The sequence below is a fragment of the Enterobacter sp. CCUG 70166 genome (assembly GCF_020224095.1).
In the GTDB taxonomy this organism is placed as follows: Bacteria; Pseudomonadota; Gammaproteobacteria; order Enterobacterales; family Enterobacteriaceae; genus Enterobacter; species Enterobacter intestinihominis.
This window is the reverse complement of the sequence record NZ_NRIQ01000017.1, coordinates 81,932-106,616: the sequence shown is the minus strand read 5'-3', so window position 1 is coordinate 106,616 and position 24,685 is coordinate 81,932. Positions and strand designations below refer to the sequence as shown.

Sequence of the window (24,685 nt, the reverse complement as noted above, 5' to 3'; positions counted from 1 at the left end):
ACTTTCGGGGTTCACTTCAGCCAGGCGGTTTTTCGGGAACGTTCTTCCTTTTCCAGCAGTATGGATTCAAAAGAGCGGGAAACATTAACAATCTTCTGAATATCAGACATGGTGAGTCAGCTCCTGAATGATGGCGGGGGAATTCACTGGCTCGGGTTCGCCGGATACCGGTGGGAGGTCGCCCTGATGCCGTGCGCAGCCCGTGAGCGCGCACAGCATCAGAAGGATGATGCTGAATTTCATGGAAGCCCCTTATCGTATGGATGCAGGAATGCCGCACCGGTGGCGCAGGCCACGGCGTGACGGGGAAAGGAAATTAAGGATCGGGAGGATTAACGGTGACGCTGCCGGTTCAGGCGTTTCATGCTTTCGATGGCGGCGGCGCGTTTCTGCCAGGCGCTCACGGTTTTACCCGCGCCTGCGCCGGTGAGTCTGCCGGTCGCCGCTGCGACGGCCATGCCGCCTTTCGCAGTCAGGCGGGCACCGCCCTTTACCCCCGCTCCGGCGAGGTCGGCGGATTTGTTCGCCAGTCCGCTCAGGCCACTCATGGCTGCCCCCTGCAGCACCGCCTGTACGGCGTCCCCGCTGAGTGCGCTGGCGAGCTTCGCGGAGAACCAGACCATCACACCTGCCGCTATCCCGGCCAGCAGGCACTGCGCCGCCAGCGTGACCATATTGGTTTCAGCGGATGTTTTTGTTGCAGCATCCAGTATCTTATTCAGGTAATTAATGGCGATACGGATGGATAAGGCGGAAAACATGATCGTTAATATTGCCGCAAAAATCGTTTTCAGCCAGTTATCAAACATCGGTTTAAGAAAACCGTACAGCAGGCAGAAAATAAAGAGCGGCGCGGTGGTGGTCATTAACAGGATGGTGATTTCGGCGAGCAGGTTGACAAAGGTGGCTGCCATCAGCAGGACAATAGAGCCGCCCCATACCAGCACTTCGGCAAGGCCGCCATTCAGTTTGACGTAAGTTGATGTGTCCATATTAAATAACTTTTGCCCCAGCGCCTGTGCCTTTCCCCAGACAGTATCGAGCAGCGCCCAGATATTATCATCGCCGCTGACACCGTCTTTGAGTCCCTGGATAGCCGCTACCGCCATATCAAGCCAGCCATCCCGGTTTAACACAAAGGTGGTGATCAGCAACATTCGCCCCACATCCCAGACGACATCTTCAACCGGGGTCCGGAGTTTGCCAGCCAGTGTCTGATAACCGCGATACAGTATAAATAAGGTAAAAGAGCTGACAATGATGACGCTGATCATCGTGCCGTAAGTGGAAGACTGACCTTCCAGTACAGCATTCAGTCCATCCATGATGTTTTTGTCCATACCAACAAAAATACCACCGGACATGGTGCCTCACCTGATATTTAAAGAAAGGAAATAAAAAAACAGGGAGAATTCCCTGTTTTGTTGGAGGAAATATTATTACTATGTCACTGCATTTCGTTTTGCAGCTTCCTGCTGAAATATCGCCTCGAATTTTTCCTTAACCCCGGGCTGGCCTTCCTGTGCAAACATAAGTGCTGCCCGGTGGGCAAATTCGCAGTTATCGCTTGCCTCGCCATCCTTCAGGCATTGCGTATAAACCGCATAAGTTTCGTCAGGATGTTGCTTATACCAGGCTTCGGATTTGGTTTCCTTGCAGCCGGACAGTAATATCACGCCTGAGAGTGTGCATAAGGTGAATAAGGATCTGAGCACGGATAACCTCCTTATAAATTATTAAGGTCAGCAACAGGTGCCGTTAGCTGCTGCTGTTCAAAGGCTTTCTGTCTTTGCTGTTCCAGCAATGTCGTTCGCTGTTCAGCCTGCCTGACAGACATCTCCCACTGATTCGTCAGCGCATTTAACTGTACGCTTTTCGCCGCGATGGCGTTAGCCAGATCCTGAGACTCTTTCGAGTCCTGCGCATTCGATATACGGTCAGATAAGTCTGATATATCGCTGAGTGTGCTGTTAATCCTGTTTTCAACGTCAGTGGTATTCTCAATCGCCATTGCCTGATTGAGGATTATCTGTTTGCAACTGTCGGCCAGGGCCTGATATTTTATTCCTTCCTGTTCCTCGCTGCATACGCTGAACGATTTGTATTTACTGTAAAGGTGTTGCAGTTCATAAGAATATGAACTGTTCTGCGTGGTCAGCAGATCATCCAGTGAAATACCGTTCTTACGGAGATTATCAATATCGGTTTTCAGGCTTCGGGCATCACTGAGAAAACCCTGAATATCCCGCACGCCGGTTGCGGTAGCCAGTTGCTTCTTATACGCATTAAGTTCGCTTTTATAATGGGTAACCGTACCCTCCCATTGCTGTAGTTTCTGCATCCACTGGTTAATGGATTCGGTATTCTGCACGGCGTCGAAAACCGGTATTCCGGCGCTGAACGCCTGCGCCGAGAAAAATAACAATAATGCCAGACGGTGATTCCTGGAACGCATTGATAGTACCTCAGGTTGGCTTTCAGATTGCCCGGTCAAAAAAAGTATCTTTCCATTCATCAGGTCGCATACCATCCTGATAAATGGCATCGAATATTTTCAGGTTGTCCTCACTGCCGCTGAGAAGCCGGGTGAATTTACCCATCCCGGACAGATCCATTTTCGCCATCGCCACAAACGGGCGGGTTTCCCCGGCCCGCAGCGGTGTTTTCAGGATGACCATATAATGCTCGCCCGGATCCAGGTTCCTGACCGTGTCATAAACACTTTCCGGCACTTTCATTTTCTCCACGTAATCCGCATGGCTGGCTTTCGGGTTGGCGAGGAAAATCTGGGTACCGCACTGCTCAATAATCGCCGGGGCGATGGGGTGTCTGACGATTTCATCCGGTGACTGTGTTGCCGGAACGAAGATACCGTTCAGCTTTCGGATGACTTTCAGCATATTGAGGGAGAAGCGGGAAAATTCGACATCGGCCAGCCAGCGCCAGAACTCATCCATAAACATCACCAGGCGGCGACCATCCAGAAGACTGGTCACACGGTACAGCAGGTAAAAGGTCACGGGGCCGCGAATATCGTCATCATCCAGAAATTCGGTGCCGTCGATACCAAAGTTATCGACATCGCTGATGGTGAAAGTATCGGCCTCGTTATCAAACACCCAGCCGAACTCGCCCCCCTGCGCCCACTGTTTCAGGCGAATACGCAGCCCGTTGGTGCGGGCGTCTGTGGTCGGCGGCTCCGGCAGCACTTCCAGCAGCCGGGTGATCCCGTACCGGCGGTACTCCGGCGGATAGTCCAGCATGATGGTGTCCACGGCGGCACTGATCCGCTCCTCATCGCGCGGATCGAGCGGCTTACCGTTGCGGCGGCACAGCATGCGCACCAGCCGTTTGATGAAACTGATGTTCCGGCGGGTTGGCTCCAGCGCAAACGGGTTGAAGCCGGTGGGCTCGCCGGTATGGATGCGGAAATAACGCCCGCCCGCCTGGCGGATCGCCATCTCCGCCGCCCGGTCCTTATCGAAATACACCGTGGTCAGCCGTTTGATGGTGGCAGAAGGCGCAAACGACGCCGGGTTACGGTACTTCTGCATCAGTTGTTGCATAATGGTCATCAGCAGGGTTTTGCCGGATCCGGTTTTCCCGATAATCGCCGTATTCCCCGGCGTTTTCTCACCGGTGTCATCCCGCCCGGCCTGGCTGTCGTGCAGGTTCAGGTAATACCCGCCACCGCCGGGAGATGTGAGGATGGCGATGGCTTCCCCCCACGGATTACCGCTGCGTTTGTGGGGATGGAAGTTATGCAGGCAGGCTATATCGGCAAAATTCTGGCTGCTGACGGCCACCAGTCGGGGTCGCAGCGTATACACGCCCGGCAGTTGCGCCAGATACGCGGCGGGCAGTGACAGGGTGGAGAGCGTTGTCATAATACCAAGATCGGCGAAGGGCTGGGCCAGAACGTTAGTGTCCTTCACCACCTGTCCGGCACTGTCTGAGGAGATCAGCAGGGAAAAGTGGAATTTACCGCACGACACATGTCCGGACTGGAGCAGGTCGCGCAGGACAATCAGCTCTTCGCGCTGGGAAGTCGCGTCGTCGTCCGTGGAGTTAAGCCGTTTTTCCGCCAGACGGATATGATTCTGCGCCTCATCCCGTGCCATGCAGGTAAAGGACTGCGTCAGAACATACTCGCTTTCGGCGTACAGCAGCGCATCCAGCATACCGGTATGGGTTTCCGGGGAATAATCCTTAATCTCCAGGCTGCGGAAGAAACGGGAACCGCTGACCGTCTGGCATTCACCGGTGTCGGTGGTGAAAAAGACGTCTGGCGTACTGAGCGTTTCATAAAATGGTGAGCGCGTTACGGCCACCTTCTGCCACTGACCGGTAAGCAGACGATGGAAGAACGCCAGTTGTGAGGAATACACCCGCCCGTTTTCTTCATATATCCCCAGCGGCGTTGCCATATAGCGGGATAATGAAGATTCCAGTGCTTCGCGGTATTCCAGCATGATTTTGAGCGCGTCATCCAGTGCTGCCTGGCGTTTACTGTGCGACTGCGCTTTCATGGTTTTCTTCTCAATCTGAGAGAACGGCGCGTAGCAGACGGTGAAAAACAGCCGGTGCCGCCAGAACGGTTTGTCTTTTACCGGCTGGTAATACCGACGTGTTACCTCATCGGAAAAGGGAATACCCGAACAGGCTTCAAAAACATCATGGTATTTTTCACGGAGCCGGTGAATATAGAATGTTACCGGCAGACCCTCATACGAACGAATAACGTTATTCAGGTGCGTGGCCATCAGGGTCAGGTGATGTTCGTCTTCACATTCAAAGACTGTGCCGTCCAGCTCCCAGGTGGCAACCAAATCACGGTGACGGTTTCTGATGACGTAAGGGTGAATATGGGAGGAGTACGGAATATATTTATCCAGCGTAATACGCTCGTTTAATTTCATTTTCTGAATAAACTCCGAGACATCAACGTTATCGTACTGGTTTGCCAGCAGGGCATTCGCGCCAAAATGGGTATTGGTGAAAAGCCGCCCACGGGTTTTAAACGCCAGCCAGAGCAGACTGAAATAATGAATGTCCTTTCGGGTTTTATTTTTCATTTCCGCCCATGCAGGAATGAGCATAATCGCCAGGTAATAGCTGACATAGACTGCCAGCAGGACGATGGCCCCGCTGACGAGAACGAACGGCACCAGAGGAATACCCATAATGGCGGCAGGCCGCGTGAGTGCTTTATTCAGCGTAGCCATCGTTGCCTCCCTTATGACGCCCAGTAGGCACCGAAGCCGGACGCGCCGACGATCAGGATCGCGCCGATGATGATGTTACGCATGTCATGCAGGCTCTTGCCGTCGAACAGCACCTTGTAGCCCACCCACATAGTCGCCAGTGTGATGGTGACGGCGGCCAGTCCCAGCAGGCCGGTCGAGGTATTGCTCAGTGTTTCATTGGCCTTGTTAAAACCACTGTTCGCCGCCAGCACCGGGGCAGACAGCAGCACGGAAACAACAGCGGAGTAACGGCGTTTACGCATGATCATTTCTCCTCATCAGGGATAACAGGGATAGCGCCGCGAATGACGGAATCGGGATAATGCAGGGAAGTCAGGATCGGCGCAGTGGCACCGGCAGGCTCGCCGCGCAGCACAACGGCGGGATAACGGGCAGACGGTTGTGTGCTCGGGTCAGGGGCTCGCTGCCGGTCTTCCCGGGTGGACGGGACGACATAGCCAATGCGCTGTACGTAGCTGGTCTGGTTAAAGGCGGATTCCGGTCGCTGACCGGTTTCAAAGTTGCCGGAGTAGTAACAACTGAGCGCTCGTTTCAGAGTGCTACCGCGCCGGTAACAGTCGGCGAGAATGCGCTCAAATACCGACAGATTGATGCAAGGGTTAAGTAAGTCGCTGGCCGTGACGCCGTAATGGCGGAAATTGGTGCTGGTGATTTGCATCAGGCCGACCGAATAGCGTCGGCCTTGCGCCGCCAGCCGTCCGGTGAGGCTCATCGCCTCATCATGGCTTGCGGGAAAATGTGAAATCACACCTTTGCCGCCCGGCACGATTTCAGCAATGGCGTAAGGGTGAAAACCGGATTCGACCCGTGCCACATCAAGTGCCGTGGACGGGTGAACACTGGTGGCGCACTGCGTCGCCAGCGCCAGAAAGGCTGTGGTGGAAAGCATAGTGGCCTCGTAACCGTGGGTCCGGCAGCGTATACAAAAACACGTTACCGGGGAGAAGGACAAAAGCGGGTTAAACGGCTGCGGCATCCTGTGAAATGTCACTCTCTTCTCTCGGTTCAAGCAGTACCAGCCTGCCTGAAACCGCAATACCGGGGATCAGCACGATATTCAGGCCAGGCTTACCGTTATGTGCGAAGGCCACACCAACCCTGGTCCAGTACGTGTTTTTCTCGCCCTGTGCATCGGGCTGACTTTCCTGAGTGATAAAGACGTGATAATTGGGTTTTCTCATGGTATTTCCTTTAATAAAATAGCCGTGAAAGCAATAAAAAGGTCACATCCCGGTTCTGCATTCCGGTTTTAACGGGTCAGCGAGAACATTCAGCGGCACCCTGAATTGTGGTTACGTGACAGCCCGATCCAATTTGTTAAAGAACAATCCCCGGCCTGGACGAATGAACGTCCATCAGGGCAACCATGTTGTTATGGCATTTTCAGAATCAGATATTCAGTGCGGGATATAAACGATAAATTCAAAACAAAAATAAGAGAGATAAACTGGCGAGGATTATCAGATGCGGAAAGAGGGAGAAGGATGCAGAACAGATAATAAAGAAGACATTCTATTTTAATGGAAACAGAAAGACGTGCAGAGAAATAATATCCCCGAACGTCTTTATCGCTATTATTAGCGTCTGCGATGCTCAAGTTGTTCCTGACATTCTGTACAGGTGGTTATGCCCGGCAGAGTCTGCCGTCGTTTTTCAGGAATAGGTTTACCACATATACGACAGTGAAATAATGATGGTGTTGAACCCGGCTTAAAACGGTTCTGCTCAATCATCTCCTCCAGTCGCTGTTCATTAAATTCCTGATCGCGGTCGATCTCATCCGGCATGGAGAGTCCTCCTGCCAGTAGCGGCTTCCTGTTCGCACAGTGCGATACGTTTCCAGACCGTGGTGAGTGACAGCGCTTCGGCCTCTGGCTGCAGGATTTCCGTCACCTGCATCATGGTGATCAGTGCATCGGGCGATTCAAGGTTTTCTACCCTGCGCTGCTGCCATTGCAACCAGATAGCCACATCTGTCTTTTCATCCGGTTCAGGCGTTCGGCCATACGGCACGCTGACACCCAGCAACCGACGGCGAAGGCAGACTTCATTGGAGGTGAGACCAAAATAGTGGTTCATCAGTGCGATGGAGCCGCCCAGTCGTATGGCCCGGTCAATTAGTTGTCGGCGCTGTTCTTCCTGACCAGAATGGGCCAGCAACTGGTGCAGAACATCGTGGCGTAGCGAGACTGCGATAAAAGGCGCGGCTGCTCGGCTCAGCGTAAAGAGTGCATCTGGCGAGAGCTGGCTGAGGGCATTCATTTCGTCAAATGTGAAACCGAGATCTTCACAGTGACGAATATTGCCTTCATTAAGCGCCTGCAGGGCATTGGTGAGTACGGCGTAATTTAGTGAAGGGATCATAATATGTATTCCGTATATTTTGTTCAACAGGCAAGATAGATGCAGAAATATCTGGGTATATAGCCTGTTGGAGGGTATTTAGTTGAATCAGTTGCTTTAATTCGCCTTCCCTTGACCGCGTTTAGCGCCGGGACAATTTAATATTGATCCATTCGTCAATTTCTGATTCCAGCCAGGCCACACTGGCTGGTCCGATTTTTATTGAACGAGGAAATGTACCCTCTTTCATATACAGATAGATTTGTGAACGTTTCAAGCCGGTTTTTTCTTCAACCTTTTTTAAGCGTAATAACTGATGTGATGTCATGATTGTCTCCTGTAGCAAAACAAACATTGGTATGCCTGGAGATAATAAAAAAGCATAACGGAAGGAGAAGTGGTAGTGGTAAACCCCGTATTACGGGGTTTAATAAACTAAATACGGGATCATATTGTTGACAGATAAACACAATATCAATTTAATAAGGATGAGGACGGAGGGGAGCCACGCTCTAGTGCTGTTTTTAAAGTATCACCGCTTAGACGGTCAGTGATACCATCAGCTGCCGCCCATTCTTCAAAAATTGTCAATAATTTATAGGGTTGTTTTATTAATGGACTGATAACATCATTGTGCCTACAAGCGAGCCAAAATAACCTTGACAAGGGTGTGGATATTCTAGTTGAAGAGGGGAGGGATTTCTCTGTAACCTGGGTGCTAATTAGTTTCTCAATCTCTGAGTAACGAATAACAAAGCAGGAATCCTGAGGCAAATTATAGAGGGGGAAATATTCTTGCTTTGTATTTTGATTTATCGTTCCCTCTGAAGAAATTCTCTCCATAATATCAAACGCCAGATCTGTTGGTAGGTTTTTTATTTGATGTTCAATTCTACACTTCCAGGTTGTTTTTTCAAACAGCTGAAAAACTTCATTGGACATAGTAACAGTGATGCCATAATTTACCGTGTTTTTCCCAATAATTGGTAATGGTATATTCAATGAGCATGCGAGAAATTGCTTTATTAAAATACATTCAAACCCAATAAGTGATGTATCAATAATATTTTGTGTGGAGTGGACGTATCTGCCCTCAGTACTGAAAATTGAGTCCCATCCATTAATAAAGCTATTTTTTTCTAGCAGACATAAACGATGAATCAATGTCCCTCTAGCTGGATGCATTTTTACTTTTTGAAATGCATATTTTATTTTTCGCAGAATAATTGGAGATTGAAAGTATATGGCGAGATTAATTTTATTATATAATGCATAACGGTAAATATCACTCTCTTTGATTCTTTCGTTGCTCTCTGTATTAATTATGTTAACGGCTTCTTGTATGGTTACCCAGTCAGGTTTCGGAAGCGAACCGTTTATGATCTCGCTGCTTTTCAACATGAAAAACTCCTTTTACATATTTTTCTATGCAAAACTTAAATTACGATTCACTGTTTCATTATTCATGAATATTATCGATAATGTACAAATGAACCCTATTTTATAAAGTAAAGAGTTTAAAAATAAAATTGTTAAACTAGTTTTTAGTTCGCTATGAAATTTTCTCTCGTAACTATGGATGAGGAGACAATTTCCTGAGAGCATAATGAAGGATGAACTGAATAATATTAAGACTAACGAAGATAAAACTCTATGAATAAAATATCGAGCCGAAATAATAAAGAGTAGTAGTACAAGATCTTTATGGCGAAAATTTTCATATTTTCGTTTGTAGGATCCCTGTTGAGAGAATTCAATAGTAATCCAATCTTTTATGTTGCAAGGGTTATGTTTGAGGCAGTTGCTTGAGCGCTGCTTTGGCTCATAGATGCTTCCTGGTGCTGGTAGAGAAATTGCCTCCCAGTGCTCCATTAGTTCTGAAAACCTTACTACTCCGATCATGCTAACGTCTCCTGACTAAAACGAACGGTACGGTTCGATTTGATCAGGATAGACAAAATTTCTGTCAAGAGGCAAGTTAGGGCGCTAACTAAATTTAGTCGCCTGGAGTTATAGAGAAGAACGATTCGGAAAATGTAATCCACTTGATGGTAGTGTTCCATATAATAATATGGAACAAATTGATAATATTATAAACTCCTGAGCATCTTCTAATTTCTTTAAAACTGGAGATTATAATTATCCTTTACGAAAGGCTAATAAAAAGGCATTGACCGCATCCTTTGCCCATTGATCACGCTGTGCAGCAGAAGTGGAAGATTTTGGATGCATTAAGCACTGTATTTGAGGCTCACCGCGTACCATATTCACGAATAAGGAAGCAACTGCATTTCGCCCAATACCACCTAACGAGATTTCTCCTTTAGATTCAGCTTGTTGTAGTATTTCTTCAACAATGTTATTTATCTTTTCTGGACCTGCTAAATAGAAACGTCTACCTAATTCAGGAAAACGCGGTGCTTCAGAAGCTACAACACGGTAGAGAGCGAGGCCATTTTCCGAAAGCACAATATCCAGATACGTTCGGGCTATTTTAAATAATTTATCATAAATATCTTTTCCCGAAATTTTAACTTTATGTACTTTTTGAAGAAAACGCTCACATTCTATTTCAATCACTGCTGTAAATAATGCTTCTTTATTTGGATAATATGCATATACGGTTGATTTTGAGACTCCAGCAGCCTGTTGGATCATATCTGTTGATGCTGCTGCATAGCCTCTTTCCAGAAAAATAGCTTTTGCTCCTTCAAGCACGCGTTGTGCTTTTTCAGGTAAGTTACTAACTATATCATTAGAAAGTATTTTATTTTTTCTTCTAGTGTCAATTGAGGTCTTTGTTGATACCGACATCTGCACTTCCTTATCCGGAATAAAGCTTGATCTTACCATAAGATGAAACTCGAAATCATATCGTTCAGGCCTGAGTGCTACTCACGTATTTTTGCGACGTAGTTGAGTGAAATTTGGTCTTGACTGTACCGAACCGATCGGTTTACTTTGTTCGCCGTAAACTAGAATAAACAGGGCGATCAAGAATGAGGTGTGTGTCAGGTTACAGATTTGCACATGGGACGAAGTCAGTAAGGTACCGTCCGCATTATCTGAAAGGATGTGTTATCTCCGTGCTCAGTCTTGCTTTGGGGTCATGTGCTGCGATCCCCGATCTGGGAACTGCTCCTCAGCCGGAGCAGGCTGCGGCGCTGATTTCACAACGCAGTTTTTCCGCTCCGCATGCTGACTGGCCGCAGGAAAAATGGTGGATGGCCTTCGGCGATACGCAGCTTAACCAGCTGATGAGTGAAGCCACCGCGCATTCACCTTCTCTGGCACAGGCAGAAGCCCGGGTGCGTGAAGCCACGGCCAGAACCGGTGTCGCCCGTTCCCGGTTATACCCGTCAATGGACGCCAGCGCGTCCATTGATAAAGAGAAGCTCAGCTACAACTACATCTACCCTAAAACAGCCGTGCCGCACGGATGGAATGATATGGGGCAGGCCAGCCTCAACTTTAGCTGGGAACTGGATTTCTGGGGTAAAAACCGGGATACGCTGCGTGCCGCGACATCCGAAGCCAGCGCTGCTGAGGCAGATGCCGCTGCCGCGAAACTGATGCTGACGACGATGCTCGCGGACGCTTATATCCGTCTGCAGTACCAGTATGACAGTCGTGACATTGCGGCCCGACAACTGCGTAACCGGACGGATACCGTCAGGCTGGTGCAGTTACGCCATGCTCAGGGACTTGATTCCAGAGTCTCCGTGGAAGAAAGCGGTGCCCGGCTGGATGTCGCCAGAGCGGCGCTGGCTGAAGCCGATGAGCAAATCAAATTAACCCAAAACGGCATCGCGGCTTTACTGGGCCGGGGGCCGGACAGAGGGCTGGATATCCTCAGACCCCGGTTGCAGATGCGCCGCCCTGTCGGGTTACCTGATGCGCTGAACGCAAACCTGCTCGGACGCAATCCGGAAGTGGTGGCCGCACGGTGGCGGGTTGAAGCCGCCGCCAGCAATATCGGTGTTGCCAGAGCGCAGTTTTACCCGAACGTGAACCTGATGGCCTTCGTCGGATACCAGTCACTGGGGCTGAATAACCTGTTCAGCTCGGGCTCTGATATCGGGAGCGTCGGACCTGCCATCAGCTTACCCCTTTTTGAAGGCGGGCGTTTACGCGCCAACTATAAAGGTGCGAGAGCGGAATATGAATATGCGGTGGCGTCGTATAACGAGGCGCTGACACAGGCATTACGTGAAACTGCTGATGTTACACGGAGCCTTGCTGCTCTGGTGGGCAGGTCAGAAGCAACCGCATCTGCTTTGTCCCACAGCGAGGAAGCTTATCATCTGGCAAAAGCCCGGTATCAGGGGGGGCTGGCCGATTATCAGGAAGTTCTCATTTCTGAAGATGCGTTACTCCAGGCTGAGCTGGCGAATACAGCCATGCATTCCCGGGGTTATGTCTTGGATGTGTCACTCGTCAAGGCCCTTGGGGGCGGATTTGAATCCAGTTCAACATTTGATGCGCAGGTGAAACCGTAATGACTGAAGATAAAGATAAAAACGGCCCACAGGATATGGACAGGGCTCCGGATAACACGAATGCAAAACCGGATAGCGGTGATAAAAAAAAGCATCGCCGTAAATTATTCGCTTTGTTTGGTGGCGTCCTGATTCTTATCGCCATCGGTTATGCCATCTGGCTGATTTTCTTTGCCGGTAAATCCGTCTCAACGGATAACGCCTATACCGCTGCCGAAGTCGCAGACGTCACGCCGCTTGTCGGCGGACCGGTGAAGAAAGTAAATGTGGTCAACACGCAGCTTGTGCATGCCGGTGATGTACTGGTCGTGCTTGATGAGACTGACGCCAGAATTGCGGTGTCACAGGCTGAAGCTGAGCTTGGCAGCGCCCGGCGGAAGGTGATGCAGATTATGGCCAATGACACCGCTCTGGGCGGACAGCTTGATTCGCGTGAAGCAGGTATTCAGAGCGCCGAACATGATGTGGCGAGGGCACGAGCCCGGTTTGATAAGGCCACCCTTGATGAGCGACGTCGCCGGAATCTGGTGAAAGCCGGGGCCGTATCTGAGCAGGATTTTACGGATGCGCAGACAGAATTACGGGAGGCAACGGCCGCGCTGGGAGAAGCGGAAGCCAGTCTGAAAGCTGCTCGCGCTGGCAGTGTCGAAGCAAAAGGATCCCGGCAGGCGAACGAGGCCCTGTTTCTGAACAGTACCGTTGAAACTAACCCCATTGTGGTGGCGGCCAGAACCCGTCTCGATCAGGCCCGTATAAACCTGGCGCGTATGGTTATCCGGGCCCCGGTGGATGGAGTGGTAACACAGCGCTCAGTGGATATCGGGCAGCATGTTCAGGCTGGAAACCGGCTGATGCGGGTTGTGCCCATCGAGGATATTTATGTTGATGCGAATTTCAAGGAAGGTCAGCTCAGCGACGTCAGACCGGGCCAGAAGGTAGAGCTGACTTCAGACCTGTACGGCAGCGGTGTTGTTTATCACGGCGTGGTTCAGGGATTTGACGGAGGCTCCGGTTCCGCGCTTTCACTGATACCGGCGCAGAATGCCACGGGTAACTGGATTAAGGTCGTGCAGCGACTGCCGGTGCGTGTTCGTCTGGAGCGGGAAGAACTGCGTAAAAATCCTCTGCGCATCGGGCTGTCCATGGAAGTGACGGTGGACCTGACATCGAATGCCAGAGATGACCACACGGAGAAATAAGGTATGTCTGGTTCAGCATTTCCACCTCTGTCCGGATTCAAACTGGTTGTTGCGGCAATCGTGCTCTCGCTCGGGAATTTTATGGTGGTACTCGATACCACCATTACTAACGTCGCGATGCCCACAATATCCGGTTACCTGGGCGTGTCGACAACAGAAGGAATCTGGATCATCACCGCCTATGCGGTGGCTGAAGCCATCACGGTGCCGCTGACCGGCTGGCTGGCGATGCAGTTCGGTCAGGTGCGCGTATTCCTTTTTTCTGTTGTTGCATTTGTGATTTTTTCTGTCTGCTGCGGTCTTTCCTGGTCACTACCGAGCCTGGCCATTTTCCGTGTGCTGCAGGGGCTTGCCGGTGGCCCGCTGATCCCGCTTTCTTACACGTTGCTGCTTGCAGCCTTCCCGAAGAAACAGGCCAACATTGCCGTGGCGCTCTGGGGAATGATGACGGTAGTAGCGCCTATATTCGGTCCGATACTGGGTGGGCTTATCTCGGATAACTGGAGCTGGCAGTGGGTATTTTACATCAATATCGGCTTTGGTCTGATTGTGGGGTTTGGGACCTGGTGGGTGCTGAAGGGGAAAGAAACACATATCAGCCGTTCCCGGCTGGACAGCGTGGGGCTGGGTCTGCTCGTCATCTTTGTGGCAGCCTTTCAGATCATGCTGGATAAAGGACGTGAACTGGACTGGTTTTCCTCGGATATTATCATTGTCTGCGCCATTGTGGCCGCTATTGCCCTGATCTCGCTGATTATCTGGGAGCTCACCGCTGAGCAACCGGTGCTGGATCTGAGCGTATTTAAGTCACGTAACTGGGTGGTATCTACCGTCACGCTCTGTCTGATGTTCGGTATTTTCTTCGGGAATATCGTGCTGACCCCCCTCTGGTTACAGCAATGGATGGGATACACGGCAACCTGGGCCGGGTATGCGACGGGCCCCATGGGGATCCTGGCCGTCCTGAGCTCGCCCATAATTGGTCGTCTGCTGCCGAAGGTCGATCCCCGTCTGCTGGTGAGCTATGGCATGGGGGTACTGGCGGTCTCCTTTGTGATGCGTGCCCTGCTGACGTCGCAGGCTGACTTTATGTCAGTTGCCGTTCCCATGTTCGTTCTGGGGGCCGGAGTTCCCGCCTGCCTTATCACGCTCACCTCGCTGGGCGTGTCCGAACTGCCGCCGGAGAAAGTGGCAGCCGGTTCCGGGCTGCAGAACTTCCTGCGTGTCATGTGCATGGCGGTAGGCTCTTCCCTGACCCAGACCTACTGGGAACATATGACAAAATTTAACCGAGCGGAGCTGGTGACGGCAATCAATCCTGACGTGCCAGGGATTGTCAGCAACACGCTGGGCGCGGCCGGTATTCCGACAGACACGTCAGCGGCTCTGTTTTCGAGAATGATCGACAGTCAGGCCATCATGCTGGCAACGAACGATTTCTATCAGTCGGCCACCGTTCTGATGCTGGGGTCCATAGGCATTATCTGGCTAATCAAAAAACCGAAAGGGCCGCTTCAGAAGATGTCGGGCCATTAAATAACAGGAATGGCGGTAGCGGGAATGAGAAGGGCAGAGTATCTCCCCGTGAAAAGGTTTCATTATTTATTGCCGGTCTGCAAGTCCGTGAAATGAGGTTGTCCCATGCGATATCATAAATATAAGACCATTGTGAAATGCCTGCCGGTAATAACAGGGACGTTATTACTAAGCGGATGTCATGCTGTTTTACTTGATCCCAAAGGGCAAATCGCTATTGAACAACGGGCGCTAATCATTACGGCTTTTTGTCTGATGTTAGTGGTCGTTATTCCCGTGGTTCTGATGGCAGTTGTGTTTACCTGGAAATACCGGACCACGAATACCACGGCGAAATATACGCCTGACTGGTCCCACTCCAATAAAGTGGAGGCGGTGGTCTGGACGGTGCCCGTCCTGATTATTCTGTTTCTGGCCGTGCTGACATGGAAGTCCACCCATGCGCTTGACCCATCCAGGCCACTGACCTCTGCGGTGAAACCCATCGATATCGAAGTCATCTCCCTGGACTGGAAATGGTTGTTTATTTATCCCCAACAGGGCATTGCCACCGTCAATCAGATTGTATTCCCGGTAAATACCCCCTTGAATTTGCGTATTACATCCAATTCCGTGATGAATGGCTTTTTTATTCCGGCACTCGGCAGCCAGATTTATGCGATGCCGGGCATGCAGACCCGGCTGCATCTGATCGCCGGTGAAACGGGAACCTTCAACGGAATCTCGTCCAGTTACAGCGGCAGGGGCTTTTCCGGCATGAAATTTAAAGCGACTGCCGTACCGGATAATACCGCGTTTGAACAGTGGATCGCTGATGTGAAGAAATCACCGGATATGCTGCTCGGTCCGGCTGATTTTGAAAAACTGGCTGAGCCTGACGAAAACCACCCGGTTGAATTCTTCTCTGTCATCGATCCGACGTTGTTCAGATACGTGACTGAAAAATTTAAAGCACACGATCACGATAAGGAGACGGGAATGACTGGGTCAGAGCCGGAACAACACCTCTCACACAGAGCGCGGGGAAATTAATTATGCTCACAGGAAAACTGACGCTGGATGCCATACCTGAGGACCCGATTGTCAGGGTAACGATCGTTGCTATTCTGATACTTGGTGTGGCAATTGTTGCCGCCATCACATATTACGGTAAGTGGAAATATTTATGGTCCGAATGGCTGACCTCCGTTGACCATAAAAAGCTCGGGATCATGTACATCATCGTCGCGTTCGTGATGTTACTGCGCGGCTTTTCCGATGCAATCATGATGCGCAGCCAGCAGGTACTGGCCTCATCCGGAGTGGAAGGGGCGGGGTATCTGCCGCCCTGGCACTACGATCAAATTTTTACGGGTCACGGTGTAATCATGATTTTTTTCGTGGCGATGCCTTTCGTTATCGGCCTGATGAATATTGTGGTGCCCCTGCAGATTGGCGCGCGTGATGTGGCTTTTCCTTTCCTGAACAACCTGAGTTTCTGGTTAACGGTGGTAGGCGTGGTGCTGGTTAATCTCTGCCTGGGAGTGGGGGAGTTTGCGACCACCGGCTGGCTGGCATATCCGCCGCTTTCGGAGTTAGCGTACAGTCCCGGTGTCGGGGTGGATTACTGGATATGGACACTCCAGCTGTCGGGGATCGGGACCACACTGACCGGGATTAACTTCTTCGTCACCATACTGAAAATGCGTGCACCGGGTATGACGATGTTTAAGATGCCGGTGTTCACCTGGGCGTCGTTGTGTACCAACGTGCTGATTATCGCTTCTTTCCCTGTGCTGACCGTCACGCTGACATTGCTGACCCTTGACCGCTATCTGGGCTTCCATTTCTTCACCAATGATATGGGCGGCAACATGATGATGTACGTCAACCTGATTTGGGCGTGGGGCCATCCGGAAGTGTATATCCTGGTGTTGCCGGTCTTCGGGGTCTACTCGGAAGTGGTGGCAACCTTTTCCAGGAAACGTCTGTTCGGTTATACCTCGCTGGTGTGGGCAACGGTCGCCATCACTTTGCTTTCCTTCCTGGTATGGCTGCATCACTTCTTCACCATGGGAGCCGGTGCGAACGTTAACGCCTTCTTCGGGATCATGACGATGATTATCGCTATCCCGACTGGTGTGAAAATCTTCAACTGGTTGTTCACCATGTATCAGGGGCGCATTCAGATGCACTCCGCTATGTTATGGACGGTAGGTTTTATTGTCACCTTTTCTATAGGGGGTATGACCGGCGTCCTGCTGGCCGTGCCGGGAGCTGACTTTGTCCTGCACAACAGCCTGTTCCTGATTGCCCACTTCCATAATGTCATTATCGGCGGAGTGGTGTTCGGCAGTATGGCTGGTGTGTCCTACTGGTTCCCGAAAGCGACGGGGTTCACCCTGAATGAAAAATGGAACAAGAGGGCGTTCTGGTTCTGGATCATCGGATTTTATGTGGCGTTTATGCCGCTCTATGTGCTGGGGTTCATGGGGATGACCCGCCGCTTGAGTCAGAATATTGACCCCCAGTTCCATCCCCTGCTGGTCGTGGCAGCCAGCGGTGCTGCGCTGATAGCCTGCGGGATACTGTGCCAGGTCATTATGTTCTGGGTGTCGGTGCGCGACCGCCACGAAAACCGGGATATGACCGGCGACCCGTGGGGCGGACGGACACTGGAGTGGTCCACCTCTTCCCCGCCGCCATTCTATAACTTTGCTGAAGTGCCTTTTGTCCACGAACGTGATCCGTTCTGGGAAATGAAGGAAAGAGGGGAGGCATACAAGCAACCTGCTAACTATGCCGAAATCCATATGCCGAAAAACAGCGGGGCGGGGCTGATTATTGGTCTGCTCTGCATCGGGTTTGGCTTCGGGGCTATCTGGCATATCTGGTGGCTGGCGGGATTGTCATTCCTCGGGATTATCCTGACCTGGGTTATTAAAAGCTTCGATGAAGATGTGGATTATTACGTACCCGTCGCCGAGATAAAAAAAATCGAGGATCAGCACTTTGCAGAAATAAACAAAGCCGGTGTGACATATGGTAAGTGAAGCCCTGGATTCATCCTTCCGCACCCGTGCTGAGCACGGGCATCAGGGTACAGGTACCAGTAAGGTCTTCGGCTTCTGGATCTACCTGATGAGCGACTGCATTATCTTCGCCACCCAGTTCGCGACTTACGGCGTCATGGTTCATAACATTGCAGGTGGTCCGGCGGGTAAGGATATTTTCGAACCTCCGTTTGTACTGGCGGAAACTGTGCTGCTTCTGTTTAGCTCGATTACCTATGGTTTTGCTGTTATCAGCATGGATAAAGACCGCGAGGGCGGTGTACTTGGATGGCTGACCCTGACATTTCTGTGTGGTCTGGGTTTTATCGGAATGGAAGTCTGGGAGTTCAGTCACCTGACTGCTGAGGGTTTCGGCCCACAGCGCAGTGGCTTCCTGTCAGCGCTGTTTACTCTGGTGGGCACCCATGGTCTGCATGTGACATGTGGACTGATCTGGATGCTGATCCTGATGTATCAGGTTGCCCGACGAGGTCTGTCAGGATTCAGTCGCCCCCGTCTGATATGCCTGAGTCTGTTCTGGCATTTCCTCGATGTCATCTGGATTTGCGTGTTCAGTATTGTTTACCTGATGGGAGCAATGCCATGAGACATTCTGCAGACGCACAGGGCGTAGCTTACGGCAATACGATGTCTTATATAACCGGCTTTCTCCTGTCGGTCATTCTGACGGTGATCCCGTTCTGGCTGGTTATGGACAGTGGTGTTTCCGCAGGGATCATCGCAGGCGGGGTCATGACGTGTGCCGTTGTTCAGGTGCTGGTACATCTGGTGTATTTTCTTCACCTGAATGCTTCTTCTGAAATGCGCTGGAACCTCGTAACCATTGTCTTTTCCGCTGTCATTATCTTTATCATTATTACCGGGTCGTTGTGGATCATGTGGAATCTCAATCATCAGATGATGTGAACAGGGCTTTGGCCTTTCTGTTATTCCTGTCTGCCTCATTGTGGGGGGCTATATATGGACATAAAAAAAATACGGAAGGAAAAGATAAACCGACTTGTGGTGTATGAAATTATGCAATGGATTGATGAGCATCTGGAGGAGCCGCTGAAGGTTGAGGATGTTTCTGCAAAAGCTGGTTATTCAAAATGGCATTTTCAACGGATGTTCAAGGAGGTGGCAGGAATAAGTCTAGGGAAATATATAAAGCTTGAAAAACTAAGACGTGCTTATTTTTTACTGGAGAATACGGATATACCCGTCATAGAGGTGTGCTTTATGCTCGGGTTTACCAGTCAGCAGGTATTTACCCGAGCGATGAGAAATGAAATGCATCATACACCAGGGGCTGTCAGAAGGAATAAACCTGTTCTGAAAAAGAGTTCTGGTATAAAGCGTGATGAGTTATAACCCTCTGTGAATATCATACCCCTCATTGTTTTGTTCTAAAATTACAGGGCGGATTTTAATACCAACTGACAAGGATAAATGGAAGGGGAAATACCATGAAGAAGATACAGAAAAATAACAACAGCATCTGCGTTGTCAGATGCTGTTGTTATCGTAATCCTGATTAGTTTTTTGCTGACTCAGGTAGCTTCATGACTGATATTTTTACTATATATATATGGGGGAACATAGTTTTCCCGGCACGTATAAAGATAATCAGACCACCACTGCATCATCGCTTTACGGGCTTCCAGATGTTCAGCTTTGTGGATATAAGCTATCCGCACGCTGTTGCGTTCCTGATGACTCATTTGGCGTTCAACAGCATCCTTCGACCAGAGTCCGGATTCCATTAAGGCGCTGCATGCCATTGCCCGAAAGCCATGGCCGCAAATGTCCATTTTTGTGTCATAGCCCATCAGTCGCAGTGCCTTGTTGACTGTATTTTCACACATTGGCCTGTAAGGGTTATGGTCACCGGGGAACACTAGTTCCAGATGACCTGAGATTTCCTCTACTTGTTTCAGGATAACGATGGCTTGCCGGGATAATGGAACAATGTGGGGCGTGCGCATTTTGGCTCCGCGTCCGGAATAACGAACACCGGGAAGAGCTTCGCGGGTAGCGGGGATGGTCCAGATACAGTTCCTGAAATCAAACTCGCTCCATCGGGCGAAACGCAGTTCACTGGAACGGATAAACAGGTGAAGGGTCAGAAGGACCGCTTGACGGGTTAACCCTCGTCCCTGCTGATAACCATCAATGCGCCCCAGCAATTCCGGCAGGCGTTCCAGCGGCAGGGCGGGGTAGTGGCGCTTAACGGGGGGCGCTGTCACGCCGTCAAGGTTTGCCGCCGGGTTGCTGTCAATGAATCCCTGATGAACCGCATGACGCATGATGTTACAGAGGTGCTGCCGCGTGCGGGACGCGACTTCCAGCAGACCTTTTTTCTCAATGCTTTTTAGCAGGTCAATGAAATGACGGGGTTTAAGTTCCGTGACGGACAGATGTCCGATAACCGGAAAAATATGATTGTGCATGCTGGCAAGCAGACGGTCAGCGGTATTCTGCGACCATTTTTTATTGCTTTTATGCCACGCCAGCGCCACTGTCTTAAAGACCTTTTCCGGTGAGCGGGCGGCTCTTTCGGCTATACGTTGCTGAGCGGGGTTAATGTTCTGCGCCAGCAACTTGCGGATACCGTCTCGTTGTTGCCGGGCGTCGGAAAGGGATACATCGGGATAAGCGCCTAAGCCAAGGCGGGATTCTTTACCGTTAATTCGATACTTAAGATACCAGAGACGTGAGCCGCCTGGATTGACCAAGAGGTATAGACCGTGTGAATCGGAGACTTTGAAGGATTTTTCAGAAGGCTTGAGACTGCGGATTTTCGTGTCGTTGAGAGACATATGGGGGTCACTCCATAATCGAACCAAACTGACCCCAAATCTGACCACCAAATTCTCCCGATGCGGAGGATAAAATCAAAATGCATCGGGAAGAGTTTTCACGCTAACCTGTTGAACCAACATCATATAATGATTCGCAAGGATGCATGAAAGCAGGAAATTGGCTCCTCTGACTGGACTCGAACCAGTGACATACGGATTAACAGTCCGCCGTTCTACCGACTGAACTACAGAGGAATCGTTGTGGAGGCTTATCTTAGCGGCGAAAAAACTTTTGTCAAACCTGATCTCAGGCAAAAGTGATTGTTTGATGATTCTGTCGTCATTTTGTTGTAAATCCAAACATAATTTTATGGAAAATACTTTGCAGGATACGCATTTCTGCCCCATCATTTGAAATGGAGTTTCAACTTTCTCGTTAAGGTCCATTTTGAACGTCACCGCACCCCTGCGCCAGGCGATTATGCGCACGCCCTGGTATGCAAAACGTAAGAGTTACCGAGTTCTGTTCTGGCGTGAAATCCCCCCCCTTGCTGTGCCTATTTTCCTGGAGAATACCTGCGTCCTGTTGATGGGGGTGTTAAGCACCTTCCTGGTGAGCTGGCTCGGTAAAGAAGCCATGGCCGGGGTAGGGCTGGCGGACAGTTTCAACATGGTTGTGATGTCCTTCTTTGCCGCTATCGATCTCGGTACAACGGTAGTGGTGGCGTTTAGTCTTGGAAAACTCGATCCAAAACGCGCCCGGGAGGCGGCCAGACAGTCGCTGATGATCATGACCCTCTTTTCGATCATCCTGGCGGCGGTTATCCATTATTACGGCAAAGAAATTATCGACATCGTCGCGGGTGAAGCGACAGGTGAAGTGAAGGACCTGGCGCTCACCTATCTGGAAATGACGGTGCTGAGCTATCCGGCGGCTGCCATTGCGCTGATTGGTAGCGGTGCGCTTCGTGGCGCAGGGAATACCAAAATTCCACTGCTAATAAACGGCGGCATGAACATCCTGAACATCATTATCAGCAGCGTTTTGATTTACGGTGTCTTTTCCTGGGAGGGGCTGGGCTTTGTCGGCGCGGGATTAGGGCTGACCATTTCCCGCTATATTGGTGCGGCGGCGATAATCGGCGTACTGATGGCGGGAATTACGCCATCGCTGCGCCTGACGCTTAAAAGCTATTTCCGTCCGCTTAACTTCGCCATTATCTGGGAAGTGATGGGGATCGGGATTCCGGCCAGCATCGAATCCGTGTTGTTTAACGGTGGGAAACTGCTGACGCAGATGTTTGTTGCCGGGATGGGAACAGACGTCATCGCCGGCAACTTTATTGCTTTTTCCATCGCCTCGCTCATTAACCTGCCCGGAAACGCACTGGGATCGGCGTCGACGATCATCACCGGCAGACGCCTCGGAAAGGGGCAGATAGGGCAGGCTGAACGGCAGCTTCGGCATGTCTTCTGGCTTTCAACCATTGGACTGACGGCGATTGCGTGGGGAACTGCGCCTTTTGCCGGGCTGATGGCCTCGTTCTATACGCATGAAAATGACGTGAAAGAGGTCGTGAAGGTGCTGATTTGGCTCAACGCGGCGTTTATGCCAATTTGGGCCGCGTCCTGGGTACTTCCTGCCGGGCTGAAAGGGGCGCGCGATGCCCGGTTTGCGATGTGGGTCTCCATGCTCGGCATGTGGGGCTGCCGCGTCGTGGCGGGCTACACGCTGGGGGTAATGTTAGGTATGGGCGTTGTTGGCGTCTGGCTGGGGATGTTCCTTGACTGGGCCGTGCGCGGGGCGCTGTTCTACTGGCGCATGGTGAGCGGACGCTGGCTGTGGAAATATCCGCGAAAAAAACCGGAGCAGGAGGTTTCGGAAACGGCAAGTGCCTGACAAATGTGCGAAGTGGAGAATAAATCGGCAAACGATTGAAAATCTGCATTCACCCTTTGACATCCTCAGGGCGCATCGATAATATGCGCCCCGTTCACACGATTCCTCTGTAGTTCAGTCGGTAGAACGGCGGACTGTTAATCCGTATGTCACTGGTTCGAGTCCAGTCAGAGGAGCCAAATTTGAAAAGCCTGCTTTTAAAGCAGGCTTTTTGCTTTGCTGCGTTCAGTAAAATTGTCGGGTGACGGCTTCGCCTTACCCGACCTACAAAAACATCGAATCGTAGGCCGGGTAAGGCGAAGCCACCACCCGGCAAAAGCCGCACTATCCGTTCACACGAATTGGCGCCGTTGCCTCCACCAGCCACGGCCGCGCATCGCTGTCCACCCGGGGTGAAAGCGCCTCTCGTACCTGCTGGTGGTACTCATCCAGCCACTGTTTTTCTGACTCGCTCAACAGATGCAGCTCCACCTGGCTTAAATCGATTGGGATCAGCGTCAGCGAGGCAAACTTACAAAATCCCGGACGGCTTTCGACAATCTCCACCTGGTTTTCAATGCGAATACCGTGGCTATCGCCCAGGTAGTAACCCGGCTCAATGGTCATAATATTGCCCGCCACCAGCGGCCACGGGTTGACCTTTTGCGCAAAACGGTGCGGGTTCTCGTGGATCAGAAGCTGATGCCCTACGCCATGCCCGGTGCCGTGGTCGTAATCCAGTCCCAACTCCCACAGCGGACGGCGCGCAAAGGCATCCAGCTGGTGCCCCTGAGTGCCGGACGGGAACTGAAGGGTAATCAGCGAGAGGAAGCCTTTAAGCACTGCGGTGTAGTGCAAACGCTGCTGTGGATCGACCTTTCCCCAGGCCAGGGTACGCGTCGCGTCTGTGGTGCCGTTGCGGTACTGCCCCCCGGAATCATTCAGGTAAAAGTGGTCGTGGCCGATGGGCTTGTTGCTGGCCTCGCTTGAGTGGTAATGGCACATCGCCGCGTTACTCGCGGAAGCGGAAATGGTGGCGAAACTCGGCTCGACAAAGCCAGGCTGTTGCAGGCGGAACGCAAGCTGTTTCGACTGCACGTCAAGCTCGGTCAGCGGCATTCCCGACGCGGCCCGCTGAGGTACTTCCCGGCTCAGCCAGGCCAGGAAATTCACCCATGCCGCACCGTCCTGGTGATGACATTCACGATAGCCCGCCAGCTCCACCGGGTTTTTCGTAGCTTTCATCAGGGTGATCGGGTCGGTCTGCCAGATAATTTCCCCCTGAGGTTCAACCGCAAAGCGTAACGCCACCGGTGCGGAATCGGGATCGATCATGACCCGCTTACCCTGCGCAAGCTGCCTACAGCGCGGGATAAAGGCCTCCTGAGGCGCAATCGTGAAGGCGTTCCGCACGGCATCCGGCAGCGCATTCAGCTTGCTGTCATCCACAAACCATTCCACCGCACCCTCGCGGCTCAGCAGGGCAAACGACAGAGGCACCGGGCAAAAGGGGATATCTGAGCCCCGCACGTTCAGCAGCCAGGCGATATTGTCCGGCAGGGTAACGGCCAGATAATCCGCGCGGTGCTCTGCCAGCACGGCGGCGGCGCGCTGGCGTTTGGCGGCGCTGCTTTCGCCGCTGATGTCTACAGGCATCTCGCGGATAAGCCCTGCGGGGGAGGCAGGGCGGTCAACCCAGAGGGTATCGAACGGAGAGCGCGCGAGCGGTACCAGTTCGCACGGCGTGGCCGAGAGCAGCGTAAACTCTGCATTGGTCATCAGCAGCGCATCAAAGCCGATGCGCGTGCCGGCCGCAACGTTTTTCGCCAGCCACTCGGCCAGCGGCTCGTTGTGCAGATGGTGGATCTCCACCTCGTCGAGATTGACCTGTACGCGGGCCTGAACCTGATAGCGTCCGTCAACAAACAGCAGCGCTCTGTCTTTCAGTACCAGCGCAAGCCCCGCCGAGCCGTCAAAGCCCGTCAGCCAGGCCAGCTTTGCATCATACGGTGCGCAAGATTCGCTCTGCCAGGCATCGGCGCGCGGCACAATCATCCCGTCGAGCTGATTGTCCTGTAGCCACTGGCGCAGGGCCGTAAGCGGTGATGTGGTGTGCATATTGTGTC

At 51.5% G+C, this 24,685-nt stretch carries 23 protein-coding genes, 2 tRNA genes and 2 pseudogenes; 10 read left to right on the top strand and 17 right to left on the bottom strand.

Features of this window, described 5'->3' with window-relative positions; all coding sequences use genetic code 11:
• Positions 1–20 precede the first annotated feature (20 nt).
• The 14 genes and pseudogenes from CKK19_RS25365 to CKK19_RS08595 form a co-directional block, all read right to left on the bottom strand.
• Positions 21–110 (bottom strand): annotated as a pseudogene (locus CKK19_RS25365) (type IV secretion system protein); the annotation flags it as partial.
• Complete coding sequence (locus tag CKK19_RS08655) at positions 103–243, bottom strand: hypothetical protein (protein ID WP_020078407.1); 141 nt, start codon at positions 241–243, stop codon at positions 103–105. The gene CKK19_RS08655 and the pseudogene CKK19_RS25365, both read right to left, overlap by 8 nt.
• A gap of 89 nt (positions 244–332) precedes the next feature.
• On the bottom strand, positions 333–1,364 hold the full coding sequence (locus CKK19_RS08650) for a type IV secretion system protein (RefSeq protein ID WP_225455093.1): 1,032 nt from the start codon (positions 1,362–1,364) through the stop codon (positions 333–335).
• Between the two features lie 78 nt (positions 1,365–1,442).
• Positions 1,443–1,715, bottom strand: a complete 273-nt coding sequence (locus CKK19_RS08645) for an EexN family lipoprotein (protein WP_003036380.1) — start codon at positions 1,713–1,715, stop codon at positions 1,443–1,445.
• Positions 1,716–1,726: 11 nt separating this feature from the next.
• A complete protein-coding gene (locus CKK19_RS08640; protein WP_003036383.1) occupies positions 1,727–2,455 on the bottom strand; it encodes a type IV secretion system protein in 729 nt (242 codons plus the stop codon).
• A 22-nt stretch (positions 2,456–2,477) separates the two neighbouring features.
• On the bottom strand, positions 2,478–5,225 hold the full coding sequence (locus CKK19_RS08635; RefSeq protein ID WP_080528193.1) for a VirB3 family type IV secretion system protein: 2,748 nt from the start codon (positions 5,223–5,225) through the stop codon (positions 2,478–2,480).
• An 11-nt stretch (positions 5,226–5,236) separates the two neighbouring features.
• Positions 5,237–5,515 carry a TrbC/VirB2 family protein gene (locus CKK19_RS08630; RefSeq protein ID WP_003036389.1) on the bottom strand — a complete coding sequence of 93 codons (279 nt, stop codon included), beginning with the start codon at positions 5,513–5,515 and terminating at the stop codon, positions 5,237–5,239.
• A complete protein-coding gene (locus tag CKK19_RS08625; RefSeq protein WP_003036391.1) occupies positions 5,512–6,156 on the bottom strand; it encodes a lytic transglycosylase domain-containing protein in 645 nt (214 codons plus the stop codon). Before CKK19_RS08625 ends, CKK19_RS08630 begins: the two co-directional genes overlap by 4 nt.
• Before the next feature lie 70 nt (positions 6,157–6,226).
• Positions 6,227–6,448 (bottom strand): hypothetical protein, encoded by a 222-nt coding sequence (locus tag CKK19_RS08620; RefSeq protein ID WP_003036394.1) that lies wholly within the window; start codon positions 6,446–6,448, stop codon positions 6,227–6,229.
• Between the two features lie 396 nt (positions 6,449–6,844).
• Positions 6,845–7,054 carry a TraR/DksA family transcriptional regulator gene (locus tag CKK19_RS08615; RefSeq protein ID WP_003036397.1) on the bottom strand — a complete coding sequence of 70 codons (210 nt, stop codon included), beginning with the start codon at positions 7,052–7,054 and terminating at the stop codon, positions 6,845–6,847.
• Positions 7,044–7,631 carry a DUF2857 domain-containing protein gene (locus CKK19_RS08610; RefSeq protein WP_003036399.1) on the bottom strand — a complete coding sequence of 196 codons (588 nt, stop codon included), beginning with the start codon at positions 7,629–7,631 and terminating at the stop codon, positions 7,044–7,046. Before CKK19_RS08610 ends, CKK19_RS08615 begins: the two co-directional genes overlap by 11 nt.
• 121 nt (positions 7,632–7,752) lie before the next feature.
• Entirely contained in the window at positions 7,753–7,938 is a 186-nt protein-coding gene (locus CKK19_RS08605; protein WP_003036401.1) for an AlpA family transcriptional regulator, read from the bottom strand.
• Between the two features lie 146 nt (positions 7,939–8,084).
• On the bottom strand, positions 8,085–9,011 hold the full coding sequence (locus CKK19_RS08600) for a hypothetical protein (protein WP_003036404.1): 927 nt from the start codon (positions 9,009–9,011) through the stop codon (positions 8,085–8,087).
• A gap of 738 nt (positions 9,012–9,749) precedes the next feature.
• On the bottom strand, positions 9,750–10,424 hold the full coding sequence (locus CKK19_RS08595) for a TetR/AcrR family transcriptional regulator (protein ID WP_225455092.1): 675 nt from the start codon (positions 10,422–10,424) through the stop codon (positions 9,750–9,752).
• A 272-nt stretch (positions 10,425–10,696) separates the two neighbouring features.
• Between CKK19_RS08595 and CKK19_RS08590 the strand changes: the two genes are divergently transcribed.
• From CKK19_RS08590 to CKK19_RS08555, 8 genes are all read left to right on the top strand, one after another.
• A complete protein-coding gene (locus tag CKK19_RS08590) occupies positions 10,697–12,109 on the top strand; it encodes an efflux transporter outer membrane subunit (RefSeq protein WP_225455091.1) in 1,413 nt (470 codons plus the stop codon).
• The gene (locus CKK19_RS08585; RefSeq protein ID WP_050310708.1) at positions 12,109–13,308 is read left to right on the top strand and encodes an HlyD family efflux transporter periplasmic adaptor subunit; all 1,200 of its coding nucleotides are present in this window, start codon (positions 12,109–12,111) and stop codon (positions 13,306–13,308) included. Before CKK19_RS08590 ends, CKK19_RS08585 begins: the two co-directional genes overlap by 1 nt.
• A gap of 3 nt (positions 13,309–13,311) precedes the next feature.
• Positions 13,312–14,844, top strand: coding sequence for a DHA2 family efflux MFS transporter permease subunit (locus tag CKK19_RS08580; protein WP_225455090.1), 1,533 nt, complete (start codon positions 13,312–13,314; stop codon positions 14,842–14,844).
• A 105-nt stretch (positions 14,845–14,949) separates the two neighbouring features.
• On the top strand, positions 14,950–15,876 hold the full coding sequence (gene cyoA / locus CKK19_RS08575; protein ID WP_023137327.1) for a ubiquinol oxidase subunit II: 927 nt from the start codon (positions 14,950–14,952) through the stop codon (positions 15,874–15,876).
• A 2-nt stretch (positions 15,877–15,878) separates the two neighbouring features.
• Complete coding sequence (gene cyoB / locus CKK19_RS08570) at positions 15,879–17,876, top strand: cytochrome o ubiquinol oxidase subunit I (RefSeq protein ID WP_224396681.1); 1,998 nt, start codon at positions 15,879–15,881, stop codon at positions 17,874–17,876.
• Positions 17,866–18,483: a cytochrome o ubiquinol oxidase subunit III gene (gene cyoC / locus CKK19_RS08565; protein ID WP_023137325.1), complete on the top strand. Its 618-nt coding sequence runs from the start codon at positions 17,866–17,868 to the stop codon at positions 18,481–18,483. The genes cyoB and cyoC overlap by 11 nt, the downstream gene beginning before the upstream one ends.
• Positions 18,480–18,803, top strand: a complete 324-nt coding sequence (cyoD, locus tag CKK19_RS08560; protein ID WP_023137324.1) for a cytochrome o ubiquinol oxidase subunit IV — start codon at positions 18,480–18,482, stop codon at positions 18,801–18,803. The genes cyoC and cyoD overlap by 4 nt, the downstream gene beginning before the upstream one ends.
• A 54-nt stretch (positions 18,804–18,857) precedes the next feature.
• Positions 18,858–19,250 carry a helix-turn-helix domain-containing protein gene (locus CKK19_RS08555; protein ID WP_003030860.1) on the top strand — a complete coding sequence of 131 codons (393 nt, stop codon included), beginning with the start codon at positions 18,858–18,860 and terminating at the stop codon, positions 19,248–19,250.
• A gap of 179 nt (positions 19,251–19,429) precedes the next feature.
• Here CKK19_RS08555 and CKK19_RS08550 read toward each other — a convergent pair whose 3' ends face one another.
• Together CKK19_RS08550 and CKK19_RS08545 are read right to left on the bottom strand one after the other, a co-directional pair.
• On the bottom strand, positions 19,430–20,698 hold the full coding sequence (locus CKK19_RS08550) for a tyrosine-type recombinase/integrase (RefSeq protein WP_003030858.1): 1,269 nt from the start codon (positions 20,696–20,698) through the stop codon (positions 19,430–19,432).
• Positions 20,699–20,859: 161 nt separating this feature from the next.
• Positions 20,860–20,935 (bottom strand) — tRNA-Asn (locus CKK19_RS08545).
• 161 nt (positions 20,936–21,096) lie between these two features.
• Between CKK19_RS08545 and emmdR the strand changes: the two are divergent.
• Together emmdR and CKK19_RS08535 are read left to right on the top strand one after the other, a co-directional pair.
• Positions 21,097–22,580, top strand: a pseudogene (emmdR, locus tag CKK19_RS08540) (multidrug efflux MATE transporter EmmdR).
• A gap of 103 nt (positions 22,581–22,683) precedes the next feature.
• A tRNA-Asn gene (locus tag CKK19_RS08535) sits at positions 22,684–22,759 on the top strand.
• Between the two features lie 145 nt (positions 22,760–22,904).
• On the opposite strand, the gene CKK19_RS08530 is transcribed toward CKK19_RS08535, so the two are convergent.
• Positions 22,905–24,677, bottom strand: a complete 1,773-nt coding sequence (locus CKK19_RS08530) for an aminopeptidase P family protein (RefSeq protein ID WP_063853275.1) — start codon at positions 24,675–24,677, stop codon at positions 22,905–22,907.
• Positions 24,678–24,685 lie beyond the last annotated feature (8 nt).

Excerpts from the sequence above, each read along its gene's own strand:
- CKK19_RS08620 (WP_003036394.1), bottom strand. The coding sequence starts at position 6,448 with ATGAGAAAACCCAATTATCACGTCTTTATCACTCAGGAAAGTCAGCCC.
- CKK19_RS08615 (WP_003036397.1), bottom strand. The coding sequence starts at position 7,054 with ATGCCGGATGAGATCGACCGCGATCAGGAATTTAATGAACAGCGACTG.
- CKK19_RS08580 (WP_225455090.1), top strand. The coding sequence starts at position 13,312 with ATGTCTGGTTCAGCATTTCCACCTCTGTCCGGATTCAAACTGGTTGTT.
- CKK19_RS08530 (WP_063853275.1), bottom strand. The coding sequence starts at position 24,677 with ATGCACACCACATCACCGCTTACGGCCCTGCGCCAGTGGCTACAGGAC.
- cyoB (WP_224396681.1), top strand. The coding sequence starts at position 15,879 with ATGCTCACAGGAAAACTGACGCTGGATGCCATACCTGAGGACCCGATT.
- CKK19_RS08635 (WP_080528193.1), bottom strand. The coding sequence starts at position 5,225 with ATGGCTACGCTGAATAAAGCACTCACGCGGCCTGCCGCCATTATGGGT.
- CKK19_RS08595 (WP_225455092.1), bottom strand. The coding sequence starts at position 10,424 with ATGTCGGTATCAACAAAGACCTCAATTGACACTAGAAGAAAAAATAAA.
- CKK19_RS08600 (WP_003036404.1), bottom strand. The coding sequence starts at position 9,011 with ATGTTGAAAAGCAGCGAGATCATAAACGGTTCGCTTCCGAAACCTGAC.
- cyoC (WP_023137325.1), top strand. The coding sequence starts at position 17,866 with ATGGTAAGTGAAGCCCTGGATTCATCCTTCCGCACCCGTGCTGAGCAC.
- CKK19_RS08610 (WP_003036399.1), bottom strand. The coding sequence starts at position 7,631 with ATGATCCCTTCACTAAATTACGCCGTACTCACCAATGCCCTGCAGGCG.
- CKK19_RS08650 (WP_225455093.1), bottom strand. The coding sequence starts at position 1,364 with ATGTCCGGTGGTATTTTTGTTGGTATGGACAAAAACATCATGGATGGA.
- CKK19_RS08585 (WP_050310708.1), top strand. The coding sequence starts at position 12,109 with ATGACTGAAGATAAAGATAAAAACGGCCCACAGGATATGGACAGGGCT.
- CKK19_RS08550 (WP_003030858.1), bottom strand. The coding sequence starts at position 20,698 with ATGTCTCTCAACGACACGAAAATCCGCAGTCTCAAGCCTTCTGAAAAA.
- CKK19_RS08555 (WP_003030860.1), top strand. The coding sequence starts at position 18,858 with ATGGACATAAAAAAAATACGGAAGGAAAAGATAAACCGACTTGTGGTG.
- cyoA (WP_023137327.1), top strand. The coding sequence starts at position 14,950 with ATGCGATATCATAAATATAAGACCATTGTGAAATGCCTGCCGGTAATA.
- CKK19_RS08640 (WP_003036383.1), bottom strand. The coding sequence starts at position 2,455 with ATGCGTTCCAGGAATCACCGTCTGGCATTATTGTTATTTTTCTCGGCG.
- CKK19_RS08630 (WP_003036389.1), bottom strand. The coding sequence starts at position 5,515 with ATGATCATGCGTAAACGCCGTTACTCCGCTGTTGTTTCCGTGCTGCTG.
- CKK19_RS08625 (WP_003036391.1), bottom strand. The coding sequence starts at position 6,156 with ATGCTTTCCACCACAGCCTTTCTGGCGCTGGCGACGCAGTGCGCCACC.
- CKK19_RS08655 (WP_020078407.1), bottom strand. The coding sequence starts at position 243 with ATGAAATTCAGCATCATCCTTCTGATGCTGTGCGCGCTCACGGGCTGC.
- cyoD (WP_023137324.1), top strand. The coding sequence starts at position 18,480 with ATGAGACATTCTGCAGACGCACAGGGCGTAGCTTACGGCAATACGATG.
- CKK19_RS08605 (WP_003036401.1), bottom strand. The coding sequence starts at position 7,938 with ATGACATCACATCAGTTATTACGCTTAAAAAAGGTTGAAGAAAAAACC.